Origin of the sequence: Parvibaculum sp., assembly GCF_039680535.1 — a bacterium.
GTDB lineage: Bacteria > Pseudomonadota > Alphaproteobacteria > Parvibaculales > Parvibaculaceae > Parvibaculum.
In genome coordinates, this window is record NZ_JBDKSS010000005.1 from 1 (window position 1) to 16,259 (window position 16,259).

A 16,259-nucleotide genomic window follows, 5' to 3' on the forward strand; every position below is an offset into this window, starting at 1 on the left:
AACCGTCATCATCACGGGTGGTAAATATCAAGAAGTCCTGCAAGCGGATCGTCTGCGTGTATTGGCCATTGGAGTACTCGACGGCTACGGATTCCAAAAGGACATTAAGCTATCAGGCCTAAAGGAAGTGCTTGCTCTATGGGGACAAAAAGGCTGCCCCACGGATTAACGGTGAGCCATAATCCCATGGCGTGAGGACAGCGCGATACAATTGCTCACTTGGAAAGTGAGCAAAGATGGCTGAAGCAGTTTTAAGAGTAATCATCGACGGGTCCGGGGCACAGTCCGGATCGGTTCAAGTCGTCCGCAGCCTTGAAGAGATACGAGCAAAGGCAAAGCAGACTATCGATGACCTTGGCAAGGCCATGGGCTGCTGCCGGTTTCACGGACACGAAGATTAGGTGTCATGATGGAACCGGAGGTGGACTATGGGACGAAGGGTATTCAACCGCGAGTTCAAGCTTGAGGCGGTGAAGCTGGTGCAGGAACGGGGCGTGACAATTGCCCAGGCGGCCCGTGACCTTGATGTGCATGAGAACGTGCTTCGCAAATGGATCAGGGACGTGGCGGTCGATCCGGCGCATGCCTTTCCCGGCCGTGGCAGATGAAGCCCGAACAGCTGGAGATCGAGCGGCTTCGCCGCGAGGTCACGAAGCTCAAGGCGGAGCGCGACATCCTTGCCATAAAACTCACCGTCCAGGCTGCTTCCGGCATCATGAACGCATGGGCTTTTCTCCATTGCGGTATCACGGCACGCCGCAGATGACGGGCGCGTCCAACGCGAGACCCGGCGAGCACAATCGCGAAATTTACGGCGGCGTGCTGGGGCTCAGCGACAGCGAAATCGACGACCTGATGGCCGGCGGCATCATCTGACGTCGAGGCAAGCTGATCTTTCGCATCAACGCACCGGAGATTTCGCGGCTGCTTTCAGACCATCGACAGTATCCCACAAAAACATTATAATGTTTTAAAAGCTATGCGGATGATTAAACCATCCGAAGTCGGCCTCTCGTGTCGACAACCGGGGAAGAGCGTTTCAAGGAGAAACCATGACAGCTGCGTCAAGCCTGTCGTTCGAGGACGCCGCATCGAAGGGAATGATCGTCGCCTGGCACGCAGCCCAGACGCCGGATCGGCTCGCGATTTCATCCGAAAAAGGCAATCGCAGTTTTTCAGAGCTGAATGCGCAGGCCAACCGGCTGGTCAGGGTGTTGCGGGGCGCCGGCCTCCAATCCGGCGACGGTGTGGCGCTTCTTTGCATCAACCGTCCCGAATTCGTCGAGACTGTCATGGCCTGTCAACGTGCCGGCTTCCGGATGACCCCCGTCAACTGGCATCTCACGCCCGCGGAAGTCGCCTATATCGTGGACGATTGTGAGGCGAAGGCTTTGATCGCGGATATACGGCTTGCATCCTCCGCGACGCCGGCCGCCGCCACGGGCTCCGGTCTGCGCATCAAGCTCGCCGTGGGCGGACCGATCGAGGGTTTTACCTCCTACGACACGCTGGTCGCGCGCGAGTCCGGCGCGAATATCGACGATCCCGTCATCGGCAGCCAGATGCTCTATACATCGGGCACGACCGGTCATCCGAAGGGCGTCTACCGGGGCAGCGCGCCAGCGGCCTCATCGCTTTTCAGCAAGATGGTCGAGACGGCGCGGTTCAACAACGCCACGGACCTGGCGGTGGTGACGGGGCCGCTCTATCACGCTGCGCCGCTGTCCCTCAATCTCCTGCTTCCGCTCTCGGCCGGCGTCGGCACGATACTGATGGACAAGTGGGACGCGGAGGAAATGCTTCGGCTGGTCGATAGGCATCGCATCACGCATACACATGTCGTGCCGACCATGCTTCACCGCATTCTCCTTCTTCCGCCAGAGGTCCGGGCCAAATACGACATCTCGACGCTGAGGTGGATCCTCCACGGGGCGGCCCCCTGCCCCGTGCATGTGAAGCGGGAGACGATCGAGTGGCTCGGTCCGGTCGTCTTTGAATATTACGGCGCGACGGAAGGCGGCGGAGTCTTTGTCCATCCGGACGAATGGCTGGAAAAACCCGGTTCGGTGGGCAGGCCGACGGAGGGTGTCGTTCTGCAGATTCAGGACGAGAACGGCAAGGAGTTGCCGCGGGGCGAGATCGGCACCGTCTATTTCAAGGCGCCGGAAACCGGCCGGTTTGAGTATTTCAAGGCGCCGGAAAAAACCGCGAGCGTCTACCGGGGCGATTTCTTCACCATGGGCGACATGGGCTATGTCGACGAGGACGGATTCCTGTTCCTCACTGGCCGCAGCGCCGAGGTCATTATTTCCGGCGGCGTCAACATCTATCCCGCCGAGATCGACCAGGAGATCCTTCAGCACCCCTCGGTCAAGGACGTGGCCACGGTCGGCGTCCCCAACAAGGAATGGGGCGAAGAAGTGAAGGCGGTCGTTCAGCTCAATGAAGGTTACGAGCCGGGCGAGGCGCTGGCCAAGGACATACTCGATTTCGTGGCGACGCGGCTGGCGGCCTATAAACGCCCCCGATCCGTCGATTTCGCGGATGACCTGCCGCGGCTGACGACGGGCAAGATCGTGCGGCGGACGGTTCGCGACAGATACTGGCAAGGCGAAAAGAAAATATAATGGGACGGGGAGAAAGCTGATGGCTGGATTGTGCAAGGGCCGCGTCGTCATCGTGACGGGCGGTGCCAGAGGTATCGGGCGGGAACATTGCCTGGAATTCGCGCGTCAGGGTGCCAAGGTGGTGGTGAACGATCTCGGTGGAGAGCGGACAGGCGAAGGCCGGTCGAGCGAACCCGCCGAGGCGCTGGCGAAGGAAATCAGGGCCATGGGGGGCGAGGCGGTCGCCAATGGCGATGACGTGTCCGACTGGGACGGCGCCAAACGGATGATCGATCAGGCGATCTCGACCTTTGGCGGCCTCGACGTGCTCGTCAGCAATGCCGGCATTTTGCGCGACCGCATGCTGACCAACATGACGATCGACGAATGGGATGCGGTCATCAAGGTTCATCTGAGAGGCACGTTTTGCCCGGCCCACCATGCCGCGAACTACTGGCGGGCGCAGGTAAAGGCGGGCAAGACGGTCGACGCCCGCATCATCAACACAACCTCCGTTTCGGGCCTGCTGGGCAATCAGGGGCAATGCAACTATGGCGCGGCCAAAGCGGGCATTGCCGCTTTCACGATCACGTCGGCGATGGAGCTTGCGCGCTACGGCATCACCGTGAATGCGATCTCGCCGGGCGCGCTTACCCGGATGACGGAAGACCTCGGCTATGCCGTGGCGGTGCCCGAGGGTGAGTGGAACCCGCGCGATCCGGCCAACATTGCGCCTATCGTCGTCTGGCTCGGAAGCAGCGAGTCGAAAGACGTGACCGGCCAAGTCTTCGAATCCACGAGCGGGCGGCTGACAGTCTTCGAGCGCTGGCAGCGCGGGCCGGCCATTAACCCGAAGCGCCGTTTCGATCCGGCCGAGCTTGGTCCGATTGTCAAGGACCTCCTCAGCAAGACGAGACCGCCGGACGCGATCGGCGGCTGACGGGGATACCAGCGACCATATCGAACCGGGCCGCCAGGCCGAAGACAAACACCAGACAAGGATGAATGCCGACAATGGATTTTTCGTTCAGCGAGGAGCAGACGCTGCTGCGCAATTCGGTGCAGAGCCTGCTCGCCGACAAATATGACTTCGATACGCGCCGCAAGATCGTGAAGTCGGCTGAAGGCTGGTCGCCGGCCATGTGGAAGCAGTTCGCCGAACTCGGCCTTCTCGCCGCGCCGTTCGCCGAAGAGCTGGGCGGCCTTGGCGGCGGCCCCATCGAAACGATGATCCTGATGGAAGAGTTCGGCCGGCACCTCGTCGTCGAACCCTTCGTCGAAACGGTCGTGCTCGCCGGCGGCTTCCTCCGCGAAGGCGGCTCGAAGGCGCAACAGGATGCGCTTATCCCCGGCATCGTCGACGGTTCGACCGTCTGGGCCTTCGCCTATGCCGAGCCGCAGGGCCGCTACAACCTCGCCGACCTCGTCACCACGGCGAAGAAGGACGGCGCGGGCTACACGCTGAACGGCTACAAGGCCGTCGTACTCGGCGCGCCCTGGGCCTCGAAGCTCGTCGTCACCGCCCGCACGTCCGGCGGTCAGCGCGACCGCGACGGCGTCTCGGTCTTCACCGTCGACAAGTCGGCGGCGGGCGTCTCGACCCGCGACTACCCGACCGTCGACGGCCGCCGCGCCTCCGAAATCACCTTCGAGAACGTCAAGCTCGGCGCCGACGCACTGATCGGCGTGGAAGGCAAGGGGCTGCCGCTGGTCGAGAAGATCACCGATCAGGCGATTGCCGCGCTGTCGGCCGAAGCCGTCGGCTGCATGGGCGAGCTCAACAAGGCGACCGTGGAATACTGCAAGACGCGCAAGCAGTTCGGCGTGCCGATCGGCAAGTTCCAGGTGCTCCAGCACCGCATGGTCGACATGTTCATGGCTTACGAACAATCGGTCTCCATGACCTACATGGTCAACCTGAAGCTCTCCGAAAGCGACGCCGAGCGCGTCAAGGCCGCGGCCGGCGCCAAGGTGCAGATCGGCAAGGCGGGCCGCTTCGTCGGCCAGCAGTCCGTGCAGCTTCACGGCGGCATGGGCATGACCGACGAACTCAATGTCGGCCACTACTTCAAGCGGCTGACCATGATCGACACCCAGTTCGGCAACGTCGATCACCAGCTCAAACGCTATTCCCAGGCCGCCTGAGCCTGAAGGACGGCAGACTGACACAAAAAGGGCCGCATCCCGGATGCGGCCCTTCGCACGTCCGGATGATCCGTCAAAGTCCCAGAACGGCCTTTGCAATAACATTGCGCTGGATTTCGTTCGAACCGCCGTAAATCGAAGCGGCGCGACCGAAATTATAGGCACTTGTCACGCTCACCGCATAGCCGGGCCCGACGGGCGCTTCATTGGCGATTCCAATCAAATGTTCCCTCTGGAACGGCATGGCGTAGAAGGCGGCTGCTTCGACGGCAAGCTCCGACAACGCCTGCTGAACTTCGGTCCCGACAATCTTCAAGGTCGAGGAAGAGGGGCCCGCAGGGCGGCCCGCCACCTCCTCCGCGACGATCCTCAGATTGGTATATTCGAGACCCGTAAGCTTCACCTCGATTTCGGAGAGCCTCGTCATGAATGCCGGTTCGTCCGCCAGCGCCGCGCCATCGCCAAGCCTTTCCTGTCTCGCGATCTTTCTGAGTTGCGCGATCTTGCGCTTGGACTCAGGAACACCTGCAATGCCGGTGCGCTCATTGACGAGCAGGAACTTGGCGTAGGTCCAGCCCTTGTTTTCATCGCCGATGCGGTTCGTCACCGGCACCTTGACGTCAGTGAAAAAAACTTCGTTCAAGTGATGCAGGCCATCGATGGAAATGATGGGCTTCACCTCGATGCCGGGCGTCTTCATGTCGATCAGCAGGAACGAGATGCCTTCCTGCGGTTTAGCGGTCTCATCCGTTCGCACGAGACAGAATATCCAATCGGCTTCGTGGGCATAGGACGTCCAGATTTTCTGGCCGTTGACGATGTAATGGTCGCCCTGACGCACGGCCCTGGTCTTCAGCGAGGCGAGGTCCGATCCGGATCCCGGCTCCGAATAGCCCTGACACCACCAGACATCGCCGGTAAGAATGCCCGCCAGATGCTGCTTTTTCTGCGCTTCGTTGCCGAAGGTGTAGATCACCGGGCCGACCATCGACAGACCGAAAGGCGACAGACGCGGCGCGTTAGCGGCGGCCATCTCCTCGTTGAAAATATGCTTCTGCATCGGCGTCCATCCAGTGCCGCCATACTGCCTGGGCCAATTGACCGCTACCCAGCCTTTCTCGTGGAGGTCCTTCTGCCAGCGCCTGAGCGCACCGCGCTCGCCAGACGCGCCCACTGTGTCTCTCTCCGCGAGCTCCCTGGGCAGTTTTTCCGAAATGAACCGACGGACTTCCGCGCGGAAGGCTTCGTCCTCTTTCGTAAGCTCGATATCCATCTACTGACCTTTCGCGGCAACGATCCGGGTGTTTGTATTTTTCATTATAATGAATTTATCCGAGCGGGCAAAAGACCGAATTGTCCGCCGCTTTCAAAGACTCAGAATCGCCTTGGCGATGACGTCGTGTTGAATCTCATTCGATCCACCATAGATGCTCGCGGCGCGGCCATAGCCGTAATCCGCCCACACGTTCCGCGTATGGGCAGGGCCTATATCCCGCGCGTTGACGCCGCTAGGCAGGGCTCCTTGCCCGAATGGTTCGATATAATAGCCGACGGCTTCGACAGCGAGTTCGCCCAAAGCCTGCTGAACCTCGCTGCCGACGATCTTCAGCAGGGACGATTGCGGTCCAACCGCCTTTCCCGCCGCCGCATCGGCGAGAATCCGCAGATTCATGTATTCGAGACTGGTGAGCTTAACTTCTATCTCCGCGAGTTTGCGCTGGAACGCGGGATCGTCCATCAACGCCCCCCCATCCGCGTTCCGCTCCGCTCGTGCTATCGCCTTGATATGCGCAGCCTTCTTCTTGGACTCGGGGACGCCGCCGATACTCGTTCTCTCATGGACAAGCAGGTACTTGGCGTAGGTCCAACCCTTGTTTTCCTCGCCTATGAGATTTTGCACCGGCACCTTGACGTCGGTAAAAAACACTTCGTTGAGATGGTGCAGACCGGCGATCGAGATGATCGGACGCACTTCGATACCGGGTGTCCTCATGTCGATGAGCAGGAAGGAAATCCCTTCCTGCCGCTTGGCGCTCTGTTCGGTGCGCACCAGGCAGAAAATCCAGTCAGCCTCATGCGCATAGGACGTCCATATTTTCTGGCCGTTGACGACGTAATGATCGCCGTCGCGCACCGCCATCGTTTTAAGCGAGGCGAGATCGGAACCGGCGCCCGGTTCGGAATAGCCCTGGCACCACCAGACGTCTCCGGAAAGTATGCCCTGCAAGTGGCGGCTCTTCTGTTCGGCGTTGCCGAAGGTGTAGATCACCGGGCCGACCATGGTCAGCCCGAAGGGCATCAGACGCGGTGCATTGGCTCTGGCGATTTCCTCGTTGAAGATAAACCGCTGCGTCGCGTTCCATCCCGTGCCGCCATACTCCTCGGGCCAGGCAGGCGCCGCCCAGCCTTTCTCGTAAAGCGTCTTGTGCCAGCGCTTGACCACACTTTTGTCGGTCATCACACCCAGGGCCGGCGAATCCGCACATTCCGGCGGAAGATTCGCCGCGATAAATCCGCGAACCTCGTCGCGAAATGCCTCATCCTCCGGCGTGAAGTCAATATTCATGCATATCTTCCCATTGCCGGGCCGGTGGAAATATTCCCGCGCCGCTGTGAGTCGCGGCAACACTCATCGACAGCTGGATCCATGCTTCCCAATATCCAGGTCGCGATCTAGGCAGCCCAGCCCTGCAAGCGCGCGGCTTCAAGACGAACCAACTCCGGCCCGCCCAGCAACTGCCGGTCGAGCCCAATCCGCTTGAACCAGTAATGCAGGCCGAGCAGATCGGTGAAGCCCATGCCACCATGAACCTCGGTCGCGGTGCGTGCGACGAAGCGGCCCACTTCCGACAGGTGGCTCTTGGCATGACATGCCATGAGGCGCGCGTCGCCGGGCACTTCGTCCAGCGCATGGGCCGCATACCACACCAGCGAACGCGATGGTTCGAGAGCGGCCGCCATCTCGGCGCAGAGGTGCTTCACGGCCTGAAACGACCCGATCACGCGGCCGAACTGCTTGCGCTCTCCCGCATAAGCTACCGCCTTCTCGAGCATCATCTGACCCGCGCCGAGGGTGTCGGCGGCAAGCATGACCCTGCCGGCATCTATCATCCGCGCTACCGCGTCGGCGCTGGATCGGGGCAAGGGCTCGGCCGCAACCTGATCGAAGACAAGTTCGCCAACCGATCGGGTCCTGTCGATGGTGTTGAGCGCCCGCCGCGACAACCCCTTCGCGTCGGGCAAAACGAGATGAAGTCCATGGTCGCTGTCGGCCACGATGTAGAAATCGGCCTCAGCCCAGTCGATCACGAAGAGGGACTTGCCCGTGAGCGTTCCCTTCCGGGCTTTCACGCCGGCATCTTCACGGATGCCGATTTTTTCCGTGACGGCCACGCCTGCGACAATCTCGCCCGCGGCGATCTTCGGAAGCCACTTTTCCTGCTGGGCCTCGCTGCCCGCGAGCATCAGCGCGAGCGGCGCCATGACGGCGGTCCCGAGGAAGGGCAGCGGCGCCACATGCCGCCCGATCATCTCGTAAACGATCGCCGCGTCGAGAAATCCCAGACCCATGCCGCCAAAATCTTCCGGGATCAGCATTCCGGGGATGCCCAGCTCGCTGGCGCCCGCCCACAGGGACCGCTGAACGGTATGCGTGTCCCCGGCGGCAAGGCGCACCTTGTCGAGCGGCGCATTCTGTTCGAGAAAACGGCGGACGCTGTCCTGCAACAGGCGCTGCTCTTCCGACAATGCAAATTCCATCGGATGAATTCCTATTTTGCCAGCTTCGGTTCGCGCGGCATACCAAGCCCACGTTCCGAAATAATGTTTTTCTGAATCTGCGCCGTGCCGCCGCCGATGATGAGCCCAAGCTGAAACATGTACCCCCACTGCCACGAGCCATGACTGCGCAGATAGGGGCTGTCGTCGTAGAGAACGCCAAACTCTCCCATGACGTCGATCGCGAGCGCCGATATTTGATGGGTAAGTTCGCAGGATTGAAGCTTCACGATCAGGCGCGCCAAGCCGGGGTCCTCACCCCTGCTCGCGCAGGTCAACTGCCGGAGCCCATTGAACTTCATGGCGGCAAGTTCCGCCTGAAGCCGTACCAGGCGGTCCCGGAAAATCGGATTGTCGATGGCCCGCTGCCCGTCGACGGTCTCCTCGCGCATCAGATCGACAAGGGCCTGGAACCTTGTTTCCATGGCGGCCGGATCGCCCAGCATTCCGCGCTCGTATTTCAGTGTTGCGTTGGCGACGAGCCATCCCTGCCCGCGCTGGCCGACGATCTGCGTCTTCGGTACGCGCACATCCGTGAAGAAGACTTCATTGAATTCGGCATGGCCCGTCATGGTAGTGAGCGGACGGACTTCGATGCCCGGCGTCTTCATCGAGAAGATCAGATAGGAAATGCCTTCATGCTTCGGCTTGTCGGGCTCGGTGCGCACCAGACAGAAAATCATGTCCGCCTCGTGCGCGGTGCTGGTCCATATCTTCTGGCCGTTGATGACGAAATCGTCGCCATCTTCAGTCGCCTTGGTCTGAAGGCTGGCGAGGTCTGAACCTGAACCCGGCTCGGAATATCCCTGGCACCAGACCACCTCGCCGCGAAGCGTCGGCTTCACCCATTTTTTCTTTTGCTCCTCGGTGCCAAGTTCCAGAAGCGTCGGCACCAGCATGGAGATACCCTGGTTCTGCAACGCCGCAGGCACACGAGCGGCGGAAAATTCCTCCGCGATGATGCGCGATTCCAGAATGTCCGGCATGGCGCCATAGCCGCCGTAGTCTTTCGGAATCGTCCGCGCCGCATAGCCGTGCTGGATCAGCAGTTGCTGCCAGGAACAGGCTTCGGGAGACGGACGCCCGGCAGCGCCGAGACCCTTAGGTGCCTGATCCTTGTGTTTTGTCAGGAACGCCCTGACCTCTTCCCGGAAAGCCTCGTATTTGGGGCCGTATGCCAGATCCATTCCAGATCTCCGATGCGTCGATGGCGATTGGTTCTATTTTTATTTCACGGCAGGCTTGAAACACGGAAGCTTGAATCCGTCGCCGATGTCCTTGAAGACAAGGGCCACGGGCATGTCGAGTTTCACCGCCTCCGGGTCGCAGTCGAGCAAGCGCGTCGCCATGCGGACGCCTTCTTCCAATTCCACGACCGCGGCTATATAGGGCACGTCGCGCGCGAAAGCCGGATGAAAAGGCTGGTAGGTCACCGTCCAGGAAAAAATGCGACCGCGACCGCCGCTCGGCTTCCACTCGTAATTCGGCGAGCCACATTTTGCGCACATGTAACGCGGCAGAAACCGCCAGGTATCGCAATAGCTGCACTGCTGAAAACGCAGGACGCCGTCCTGGCAAAGCTTCCAGAATTCCGCGTCGACCGGATCGACGGTCGCGGGCTGAGGATATTTCGGTTGCTGAATTTCCATTTTTACCTCCTCAAAATCGCGAGGCTGCCGTCGCCCAGATCGCCCCATCCGGTCACGAGTCCGATTTCAGCGTCAGGAATTTGCCGCTTGCCTGCATCTCCGCGCAATTGGCGTGTCGCCTCAAGTACATGGTTGAGGCCCCACACATGCGCCTCGCTCAAAAGACCGCCATGCGTATTGAGCGGAAACTTGCCGCCGAGTTCGATCTGTCCATCCTTGACGAAATCGAGTGCGCCGCCCGGCTCAAAATAGCCCAGGGCTTCGAGCTGCAGTAGCACGACATAGGTGAAGCAGTCGTAAACCTGCAGAAAGTCCATGTCCTTCGGCGTCACACCGGCCATGGCGAAAGCGCGCGGCGCGGCATAGCTCAAACCGATCTTGAAGGGGTCCGGCCGCGACGGAATATCGTCGGCAGGATAAGGATGGCCCTCGGCCGCGCCGGAGATATAGACCGGCCTGTGAGGCAAGTCCTTCGCCCGCTCGGCGCTCGTCACCACGACGGCGCAGGCTCCATCCGTTTCGAGACAGCAATCGAATAAACGGAACGGGGAGGACACCATGCGCGACCGCATGTAGTCATCCATCGTCATCGGTTGGCCGCAGGTCAGGGCGCGGTCGTTGAGTTGGGCATGCTTGCGGCACGCCATTGCAATCCAACCCGTCGCCTCGGGGCCGACGTTGTAAAGTTTCGAGTGTCGCGTTGCGAGCCAGGCATACATCTGCACCGGCAACAGAACGCCATAGGGGAGATAGTAACCCCGGATGGTCGAGGTCAGCGTGTTCATATTCATCGGTCGGCTTGGTGGCACCCCCGCCTTGGGACGCAGCGCCGAGTAGCCGTTCCAGCCGAGCGTGACCAGCACGTTGTCGCAGACGCCGGAGGCCACGGCCATGGCGGCATTCTGCAACGCCGTGGTCGGGCTCGCGCCTCCCATATTGACCGTCGAGGCATATCGCAGCACATCGACGCCGAGGTTGGCGGCCAATTCCTCCGAGGTTGTATAGACGGGCGGCGGCACCATGCCGTCAATGTCCTTCGGCTTCAGCCCCGCATCCGCGATGGCCTGCCTCGCGGCATCGAGCATCATGGCCACGGCCGTCTGGTCCGATCCCTTTACATAACTGGTCTCGCCGATCCCGACGATCGCGGCCTTGTCGCTGAAATTCTTCACGAATCTGCCCTCATAACCTCTGTTCCCCGCACGCGGCTTTTTCGATGAGCGGCCGCCAGGCTTCCGTTAAAAAAACATTCTGTTGACAGATCAAGTCACCGGAATGAGACATGAATGGACGGATTCCTGTCCCTCGATCTGGCGCGCCAGCGTCTTGATCGCCAGTTCAGCTTCCTCAAGCTCGAAATTATGAGTATGCATGAGTTCAAGAGGATATTTGCGGCGCTCGATCATCTCGATCGCCTTCTTGTATCCCGACGACGTAACGCCGATTGCGCCTTTGATGGTGATTTCCTTCATGACGATAAGGTCGGAAACGAAGTCGGGGACAGGCTTAAATCCCTTGACGCCGGCAAGGACGACCGTTCCGCCCATACGGATACAATCCAGCGCATCACGGACCGGCTGAGTCGCGTAGGACGTGACCTCAACGATGACATCCGCGCCCTTTCCGTTTGTTAGCGCCCGCACGCGATCGACAACATTTTCGTTCTGCACATCGATGATGTGATCGGCACCAAGAGCGAGCGCCATCTGGAGCTTGTTTGAATCGGCCGCAAGTCCTGTAACTATGATCTTTCCCGCGCCGGCTTCACGCGCGGCAACGACGCTCGCAAGCCCGCGCTGTCCGGGCCCAAAAATCAAAACCGTATCGCCAACCTGCGTCTGCGGAATCTCCACCGCCCAGCGGAAGCCTGCGCCCAGCGGATTGAACATGACCGCCAGCTCCGCCGGAAGGTTCTTGTCCATCTTGTGAAGGATCGTGTTGGGCGCGAGATACATATATTGCGAATAGGCGCCCCAGAGACCCGGCGCCTCCGTGAGCGGAATATACGAGTAGATCTGGCGGCGGTCGCAGAGATGATAATGCCCGCCGACACAGGTGTCGCAGCAATGGCATGACAGCATCGTCTCGATGGCGACCCGGTCGCCGACATCGACACCCCAGCGCCTGGCAGCCTTGTCGCCGATCGCCTCGATGATTCCGAGAGGTTCGTGCCCCGGAATCACCGGCATCGGAGTCCGCAAGGCCCCTTCGTATTGTTCGTAATCGCTGCCGCAAATGCCGCAGGCTTCGATACGGAGGATGGCGCTGTCGTCGGCGATCTGGGGGATCGGCAAATCGCGGGCTTCGAGTTTACGCGGAGCCGTCTGCACCATCGCCATCGATTTTTTCGGCAGCATTTTCCACTCCCCGTTTCGTGTCGGCACCGACGATGTGTCGATAACACATATATATTTTTTTAATGCTTGTATGTGTTATACAGGCTCAAAAGCAAGATGCGAAGACCTAAACTTCCGGCTTCGCCAAATTTGGGGAGGATTAGAAATAATGGCCGACGAAACACCCAGGGTTCCCCTGCTGTCCGTGGCAGAAGCTGCAGCCGCGGCAGCGAAAGCCGGCATATCGGAACAAATGGCGCCACTCAGCGTCTTCCGGGTTTTGCTCCGACATCCCGATGTGGCGCACGAGCTTGCTTCGACGCTGACCACCCTGCTTTTCCAGGGCAACAAGCTCGATGCAAGACTGCGCGAACTCATCATCATGCGCATCGGCTGGAAAACGAAATCGCTCTATGAATGGACGCAGCATTGGCGGGTCGCCCGTATGCTGGACATTCCGGAAGCGGATCTGGTCGCGACGCGGGACTGGAAAAATGCCTCCTGCCTGTCCGACGCCGACCGCGCCATCCTCGCCGCGACCGACGAGACGCTCGACGGCGGCATGATTTCGGACGCCACTTGGGCCGCATGTGCGGCGCACCTGAAAACGGCCGAAGAACGTATCGAACTGGTTGTCGCCATCGGCAACTGGACGCTTTTCTCGCAACTGCTCAGGAGCCTAAAAATCCCGCTTGAGGATGGCGTCGTCGCCTGGCCACCGGATGGCAAGAAGCCTTGAGCAGACGAGAAATAACAATTCAAGAACAGGATCGAGACAATGAGCGGAAAAAAGACGATTTCAAAGGACCTAGTCGGCATGACGTTTCCGGCCGTCGACGTGGAGTGGTCTGACAAGGACACGATGCTCTATGCACTTGGCGTCGGTGCTCGTCCCGCCGACGGGCTTGATTTCATTTACGAAGGCCGGGGACCGAAAGTTTTGCCGACTTACGCCGTCATCCCCGGCGGGCGAGGGCTCGCCGGGCTGATGAGCGGCGTCGAGATGAAGTTGGAAATGCTGCTGCATGGCGAGCAATCCGTCGAGTTGCTGCGTCCCCTGCCCTCATCGGCCAAGATCAAGGTAACGGGACGCGTTTCCGAGGTTTGGGACAAAGGCAAGGCGGCCGTCATCGGGGTTGAGAGCACAGGCTCCGACGAGAAAGGACCACTCTTCAAAACTCATGCGACTCTATTTGTGCGCGGCGCCGGCGGATTCGGCGGAGAGCGCGGGCCGTCAGGCGTCGACGCGACGCCGCCGGCCCGGACGCCTGACGCCGTCGTCGAGGACGTGACGCGCCCCGAGCAAGGGGCGATCTACCGCCTCTCGGGTGACCGCAATCCGATCCACATCGATCCGGATTTCGCCAAGTTGGGCGGCTTTGAAAAGCCCTTTGTTCACGGGCTTTGCACATATGGCTTCGTCGGCCGCGCGGTCCTGAGCGAGCTTTGCGGCAACGATCCCGCCCGCTTCAAATCTCTCAGCGGGCGCTTTGCCGCTCAGGTCCATTTCGGCGACACCATAATAACGAAGATGTGGAAAGCGGGCGACGGCATCGCTATCGTGCAGGCCGAAACCCAAAACGGCAACGTCGTCCTGTCTCAGGCCAGGGCAACATACAAGTCCTGACGGACGGAAATTGGTCAAAGTGAAAAAAATATCAAACCACTTTGCTCATCTGCTTCAACCGCTCGATCTGGGGTTTACGACACTCAGAAATCGCGTGTTGATGGGATCGATGCACACCGGCCTCGAAGAGATGCCGGACGGCTTCGCGCGGCAGGCCAGGTTCTTCGCAACACGCGCCAAGGGTGGTGTCGGAATTCTTGTCACCGGCGGCATTTCACCGAACAGGGCGGGAAGGCTCGCAGAGCGCGCGTCGGTCATGACCGAAGACCTCGTTGAGGGTCATCGTGTGATTACACGCGCCGTCCACGACGAAGGTGGAAAGATCGTTCTCCAGCTCCTGCATGCTGGCCGCTACGGTCGGCACGCAGAACTGGTGGCGCCCTCCGCAGTCAGATCCCGCATCAACCCGCTTACGCCCCGCGCCCTGAGCGATGAGGAAATCCTTCAGACTATCGAGGATTTCGGCACCGCCGCGGCGCTCGCCCGCGAAGCCGGATACGACGGCGTTGAAATCATGGGTTCGGAGGGCTATTTTCTCAATCAGTTCACTGCGGCGCGTACAAATCAGCGCACAGACGAGTGGGGCGGCTCGGCTGAAAACCGGCGACGCTTGCCGGTTGAGGTCGTGAGGCATGTCCGCAAGCATTGCGGCTTGGACTTCATTGTCGTCTACCGGATATCCGTCCTCGATCTCGTCGAGGGGGGAAATTCTTGGCCGGACGTCGCCGCCCTTGCAAAAGATGTCGAGGGGGCCGGAGCGAACATCCTCAACACCGGCATAGGCTGGCATGAATCGCGTGTGCCGACGATCGCTCATATGGTGCCCCGCGGAGCTTTCACCTGGGCGATCAAGCGGCTCAAGGCGGAAGTCGCGATACCTGTGGTCGCTTCCAACCGGATCAATACGCCAGAGCAGGCGGAGCAACTGATTGCGGACGGACAGGCCGACATGGTTTCGCTCGCGCGTCCGCTATTGGCCGATCCCGATTTTGTCACGAAAACGGCATCAGGCGCATCGTCGAACATCAATACTTGCATCGGCTGCAATCAGGCCTGCCTCGACAATGCCTTCACCGGACGGCTGACAACCTGCATGGTCAATCCTGCGGCATGCCGGGAAGTCGAATTCAAGATCGTGCCAGCAGCCAGGGGAAAGCACATCGCGGTCCTTGGCGGCGGCCCGGCGGGTCTTGCCTGCGCTGTGACCGCAGCCAAACGCGGCCACAAGGTGGCGCTATTCGAAGCCGACATCGAAATCGGCGGTCAGTTCAATCTGGCGCGACGGATTCCCGGCAAGGAGGACTATGCCGAAACCATCCGCTATTTCAGGAACCGGCTCGACGAACTGGGCGTCGAGGTTCGGTGCGGCCGGCCGGCTTCGCTCGCCGATCTGGAGAGCGGAGGATTTGACGAAATCGTCGTCGCAACCGGCGTTCGCCCACGCCGTCTCGACATTCCGGGTGCGGATCACCCGTCTGTCCTGACCTATGTAGAGGCAATCACAAATCCCGCACACGTCGGCGCCGAGGTTGCCATTATCGGTGCCGGCGGCATCGGCTTCGACGTGGCGGCGCTCCTCTCGCACCCGCATGGCGCGCACGATCCGTCACAGCCCGACATCGAGAGATTTTCCTCCGAGTGGGGAATTGATTTGAGTTATACGCAACCGGGCGCATTGCTGGCCGCCAATCATCAATGGCCGTCTGTCCGCAAGGTTCATCTTCTCCAACGCAAGGCGCGCGACAGTTTCGGCGCTGGCCTGAGCAAGACGCGGGGATGGGCAAACTTCCTGGAGGTGATGTTCCGCGGCGTTACGATGACCGGCAATGTAACCTATCTGAAAATCGACGACGCCGGGCTCCACATCGAAGCAGGCGGCAAACCGCAGACGTTGAAAGTCGACACGATTGTCGTCTGTGCCGGGCAGGAATCGGCGGACGACGCGTTGTCGTTCGCACGATCCCTGGGCAAACCCGTTCATGCAATCGGCGGCGTCGACAAGCCGCAGCAACTTGATGCGGTCAGGGCGATCGAGGACGGCACGCGCCTCGCGCTCTCTCTTTGAGGAAACAAATGAAAAAACGAGGGCGTGGCAAGAGACCATATGAAATCAGAGTTG

At 60.4% G+C, this 16,259-nt stretch carries 13 protein-coding genes and 1 pseudogene; 7 read left to right on the top strand and 7 right to left on the bottom strand.

Annotated features, from left to right (window positions below):
- Positions 1–428: 428 nt before the first annotated feature.
- The 4 genes and pseudogenes from ABFC66_RS01155 to ABFC66_RS01170 all read left to right on the top strand — a co-directional run.
- Positions 429–679: pseudogene (locus ABFC66_RS01155) on the top strand (transposase); the annotation flags it as partial.
- Positions 680–1,052: 373 nt separating this feature from the next.
- The gene (locus ABFC66_RS01160) at positions 1,053–2,627 is read left to right on the top strand and encodes an AMP-binding protein (RefSeq protein ID WP_346739120.1); all 1,575 of its coding nucleotides are present in this window, start codon (positions 1,053–1,055) and stop codon (positions 2,625–2,627) included.
- A 19-nt stretch (positions 2,628–2,646) separates the two neighbouring features.
- Complete coding sequence (locus ABFC66_RS01165; RefSeq protein WP_346739121.1) at positions 2,647–3,546, top strand: SDR family oxidoreductase; 900 nt, start codon at positions 2,647–2,649, stop codon at positions 3,544–3,546.
- A gap of 74 nt (positions 3,547–3,620) precedes the next feature.
- A complete protein-coding gene (locus ABFC66_RS01170; protein WP_346739122.1) occupies positions 3,621–4,751 on the top strand; it encodes an acyl-CoA dehydrogenase family protein in 1,131 nt (376 codons plus the stop codon).
- Between the two features lie 73 nt (positions 4,752–4,824).
- On the opposite strand, the gene ABFC66_RS01175 is transcribed toward ABFC66_RS01170, so the two are convergent.
- From ABFC66_RS01175 to ABFC66_RS01205, 7 genes are all read right to left on the bottom strand, one after another.
- Complete coding sequence (locus ABFC66_RS01175) at positions 4,825–6,024, bottom strand: acyl-CoA dehydrogenase family protein (RefSeq protein WP_346739123.1); 1,200 nt, start codon at positions 6,022–6,024, stop codon at positions 4,825–4,827.
- 93 nt (positions 6,025–6,117) lie between these two features.
- On the bottom strand, positions 6,118–7,317 hold the full coding sequence (locus ABFC66_RS01180) for an acyl-CoA dehydrogenase family protein (protein WP_346739124.1): 1,200 nt from the start codon (positions 7,315–7,317) through the stop codon (positions 6,118–6,120).
- Between the two features lie 107 nt (positions 7,318–7,424).
- Positions 7,425–8,510 carry an acyl-CoA dehydrogenase family protein gene (locus tag ABFC66_RS01185; RefSeq protein ID WP_346739125.1) on the bottom strand — a complete coding sequence of 362 codons (1,086 nt, stop codon included), beginning with the start codon at positions 8,508–8,510 and terminating at the stop codon, positions 7,425–7,427.
- An 11-nt stretch (positions 8,511–8,521) separates the two neighbouring features.
- A complete protein-coding gene (locus tag ABFC66_RS01190; RefSeq protein WP_346739126.1) occupies positions 8,522–9,715 on the bottom strand; it encodes an acyl-CoA dehydrogenase family protein in 1,194 nt (397 codons plus the stop codon).
- Positions 9,716–9,754: 39 nt separating this feature from the next.
- Complete coding sequence (locus ABFC66_RS01195; protein ID WP_346739127.1) at positions 9,755–10,177, bottom strand: Zn-ribbon domain-containing OB-fold protein; 423 nt, start codon at positions 10,175–10,177, stop codon at positions 9,755–9,757.
- A gap of 2 nt (positions 10,178–10,179) precedes the next feature.
- Positions 10,180–11,349 (bottom strand): transporter, encoded by a 1,170-nt coding sequence (locus ABFC66_RS01200; RefSeq protein WP_346739128.1) that lies wholly within the window; start codon positions 11,347–11,349, stop codon positions 10,180–10,182.
- Positions 11,350–11,439: 90 nt separating this feature from the next.
- A complete protein-coding gene (locus ABFC66_RS01205; RefSeq protein ID WP_346739129.1) occupies positions 11,440–12,534 on the bottom strand; it encodes a zinc-binding dehydrogenase in 1,095 nt (364 codons plus the stop codon).
- Positions 12,535–12,682: 148 nt separating this feature from the next.
- Between ABFC66_RS01205 and ABFC66_RS01210 the strand changes: the two genes are divergently transcribed.
- The 3 genes from ABFC66_RS01210 to ABFC66_RS01220 are packed head-to-tail and all read left to right on the top strand — an operon-like array spanning position 12,683 to position 16,205.
- On the top strand, positions 12,683–13,252 hold the full coding sequence (locus tag ABFC66_RS01210) for a carboxymuconolactone decarboxylase family protein (protein WP_346739130.1): 570 nt from the start codon (positions 12,683–12,685) through the stop codon (positions 13,250–13,252).
- Between the two features lie 39 nt (positions 13,253–13,291).
- Positions 13,292–14,140 carry a MaoC/PaaZ C-terminal domain-containing protein gene (locus tag ABFC66_RS01215; RefSeq protein WP_346739131.1) on the top strand — a complete coding sequence of 283 codons (849 nt, stop codon included), beginning with the start codon at positions 13,292–13,294 and terminating at the stop codon, positions 14,138–14,140.
- A gap of 19 nt (positions 14,141–14,159) precedes the next feature.
- Positions 14,160–16,205 carry an NADPH-dependent 2,4-dienoyl-CoA reductase gene (locus ABFC66_RS01220; protein ID WP_346739132.1) on the top strand — a complete coding sequence of 682 codons (2,046 nt, stop codon included), beginning with the start codon at positions 14,160–14,162 and terminating at the stop codon, positions 16,203–16,205.
- Positions 16,206–16,259: the final 54 nt, after the last annotated feature.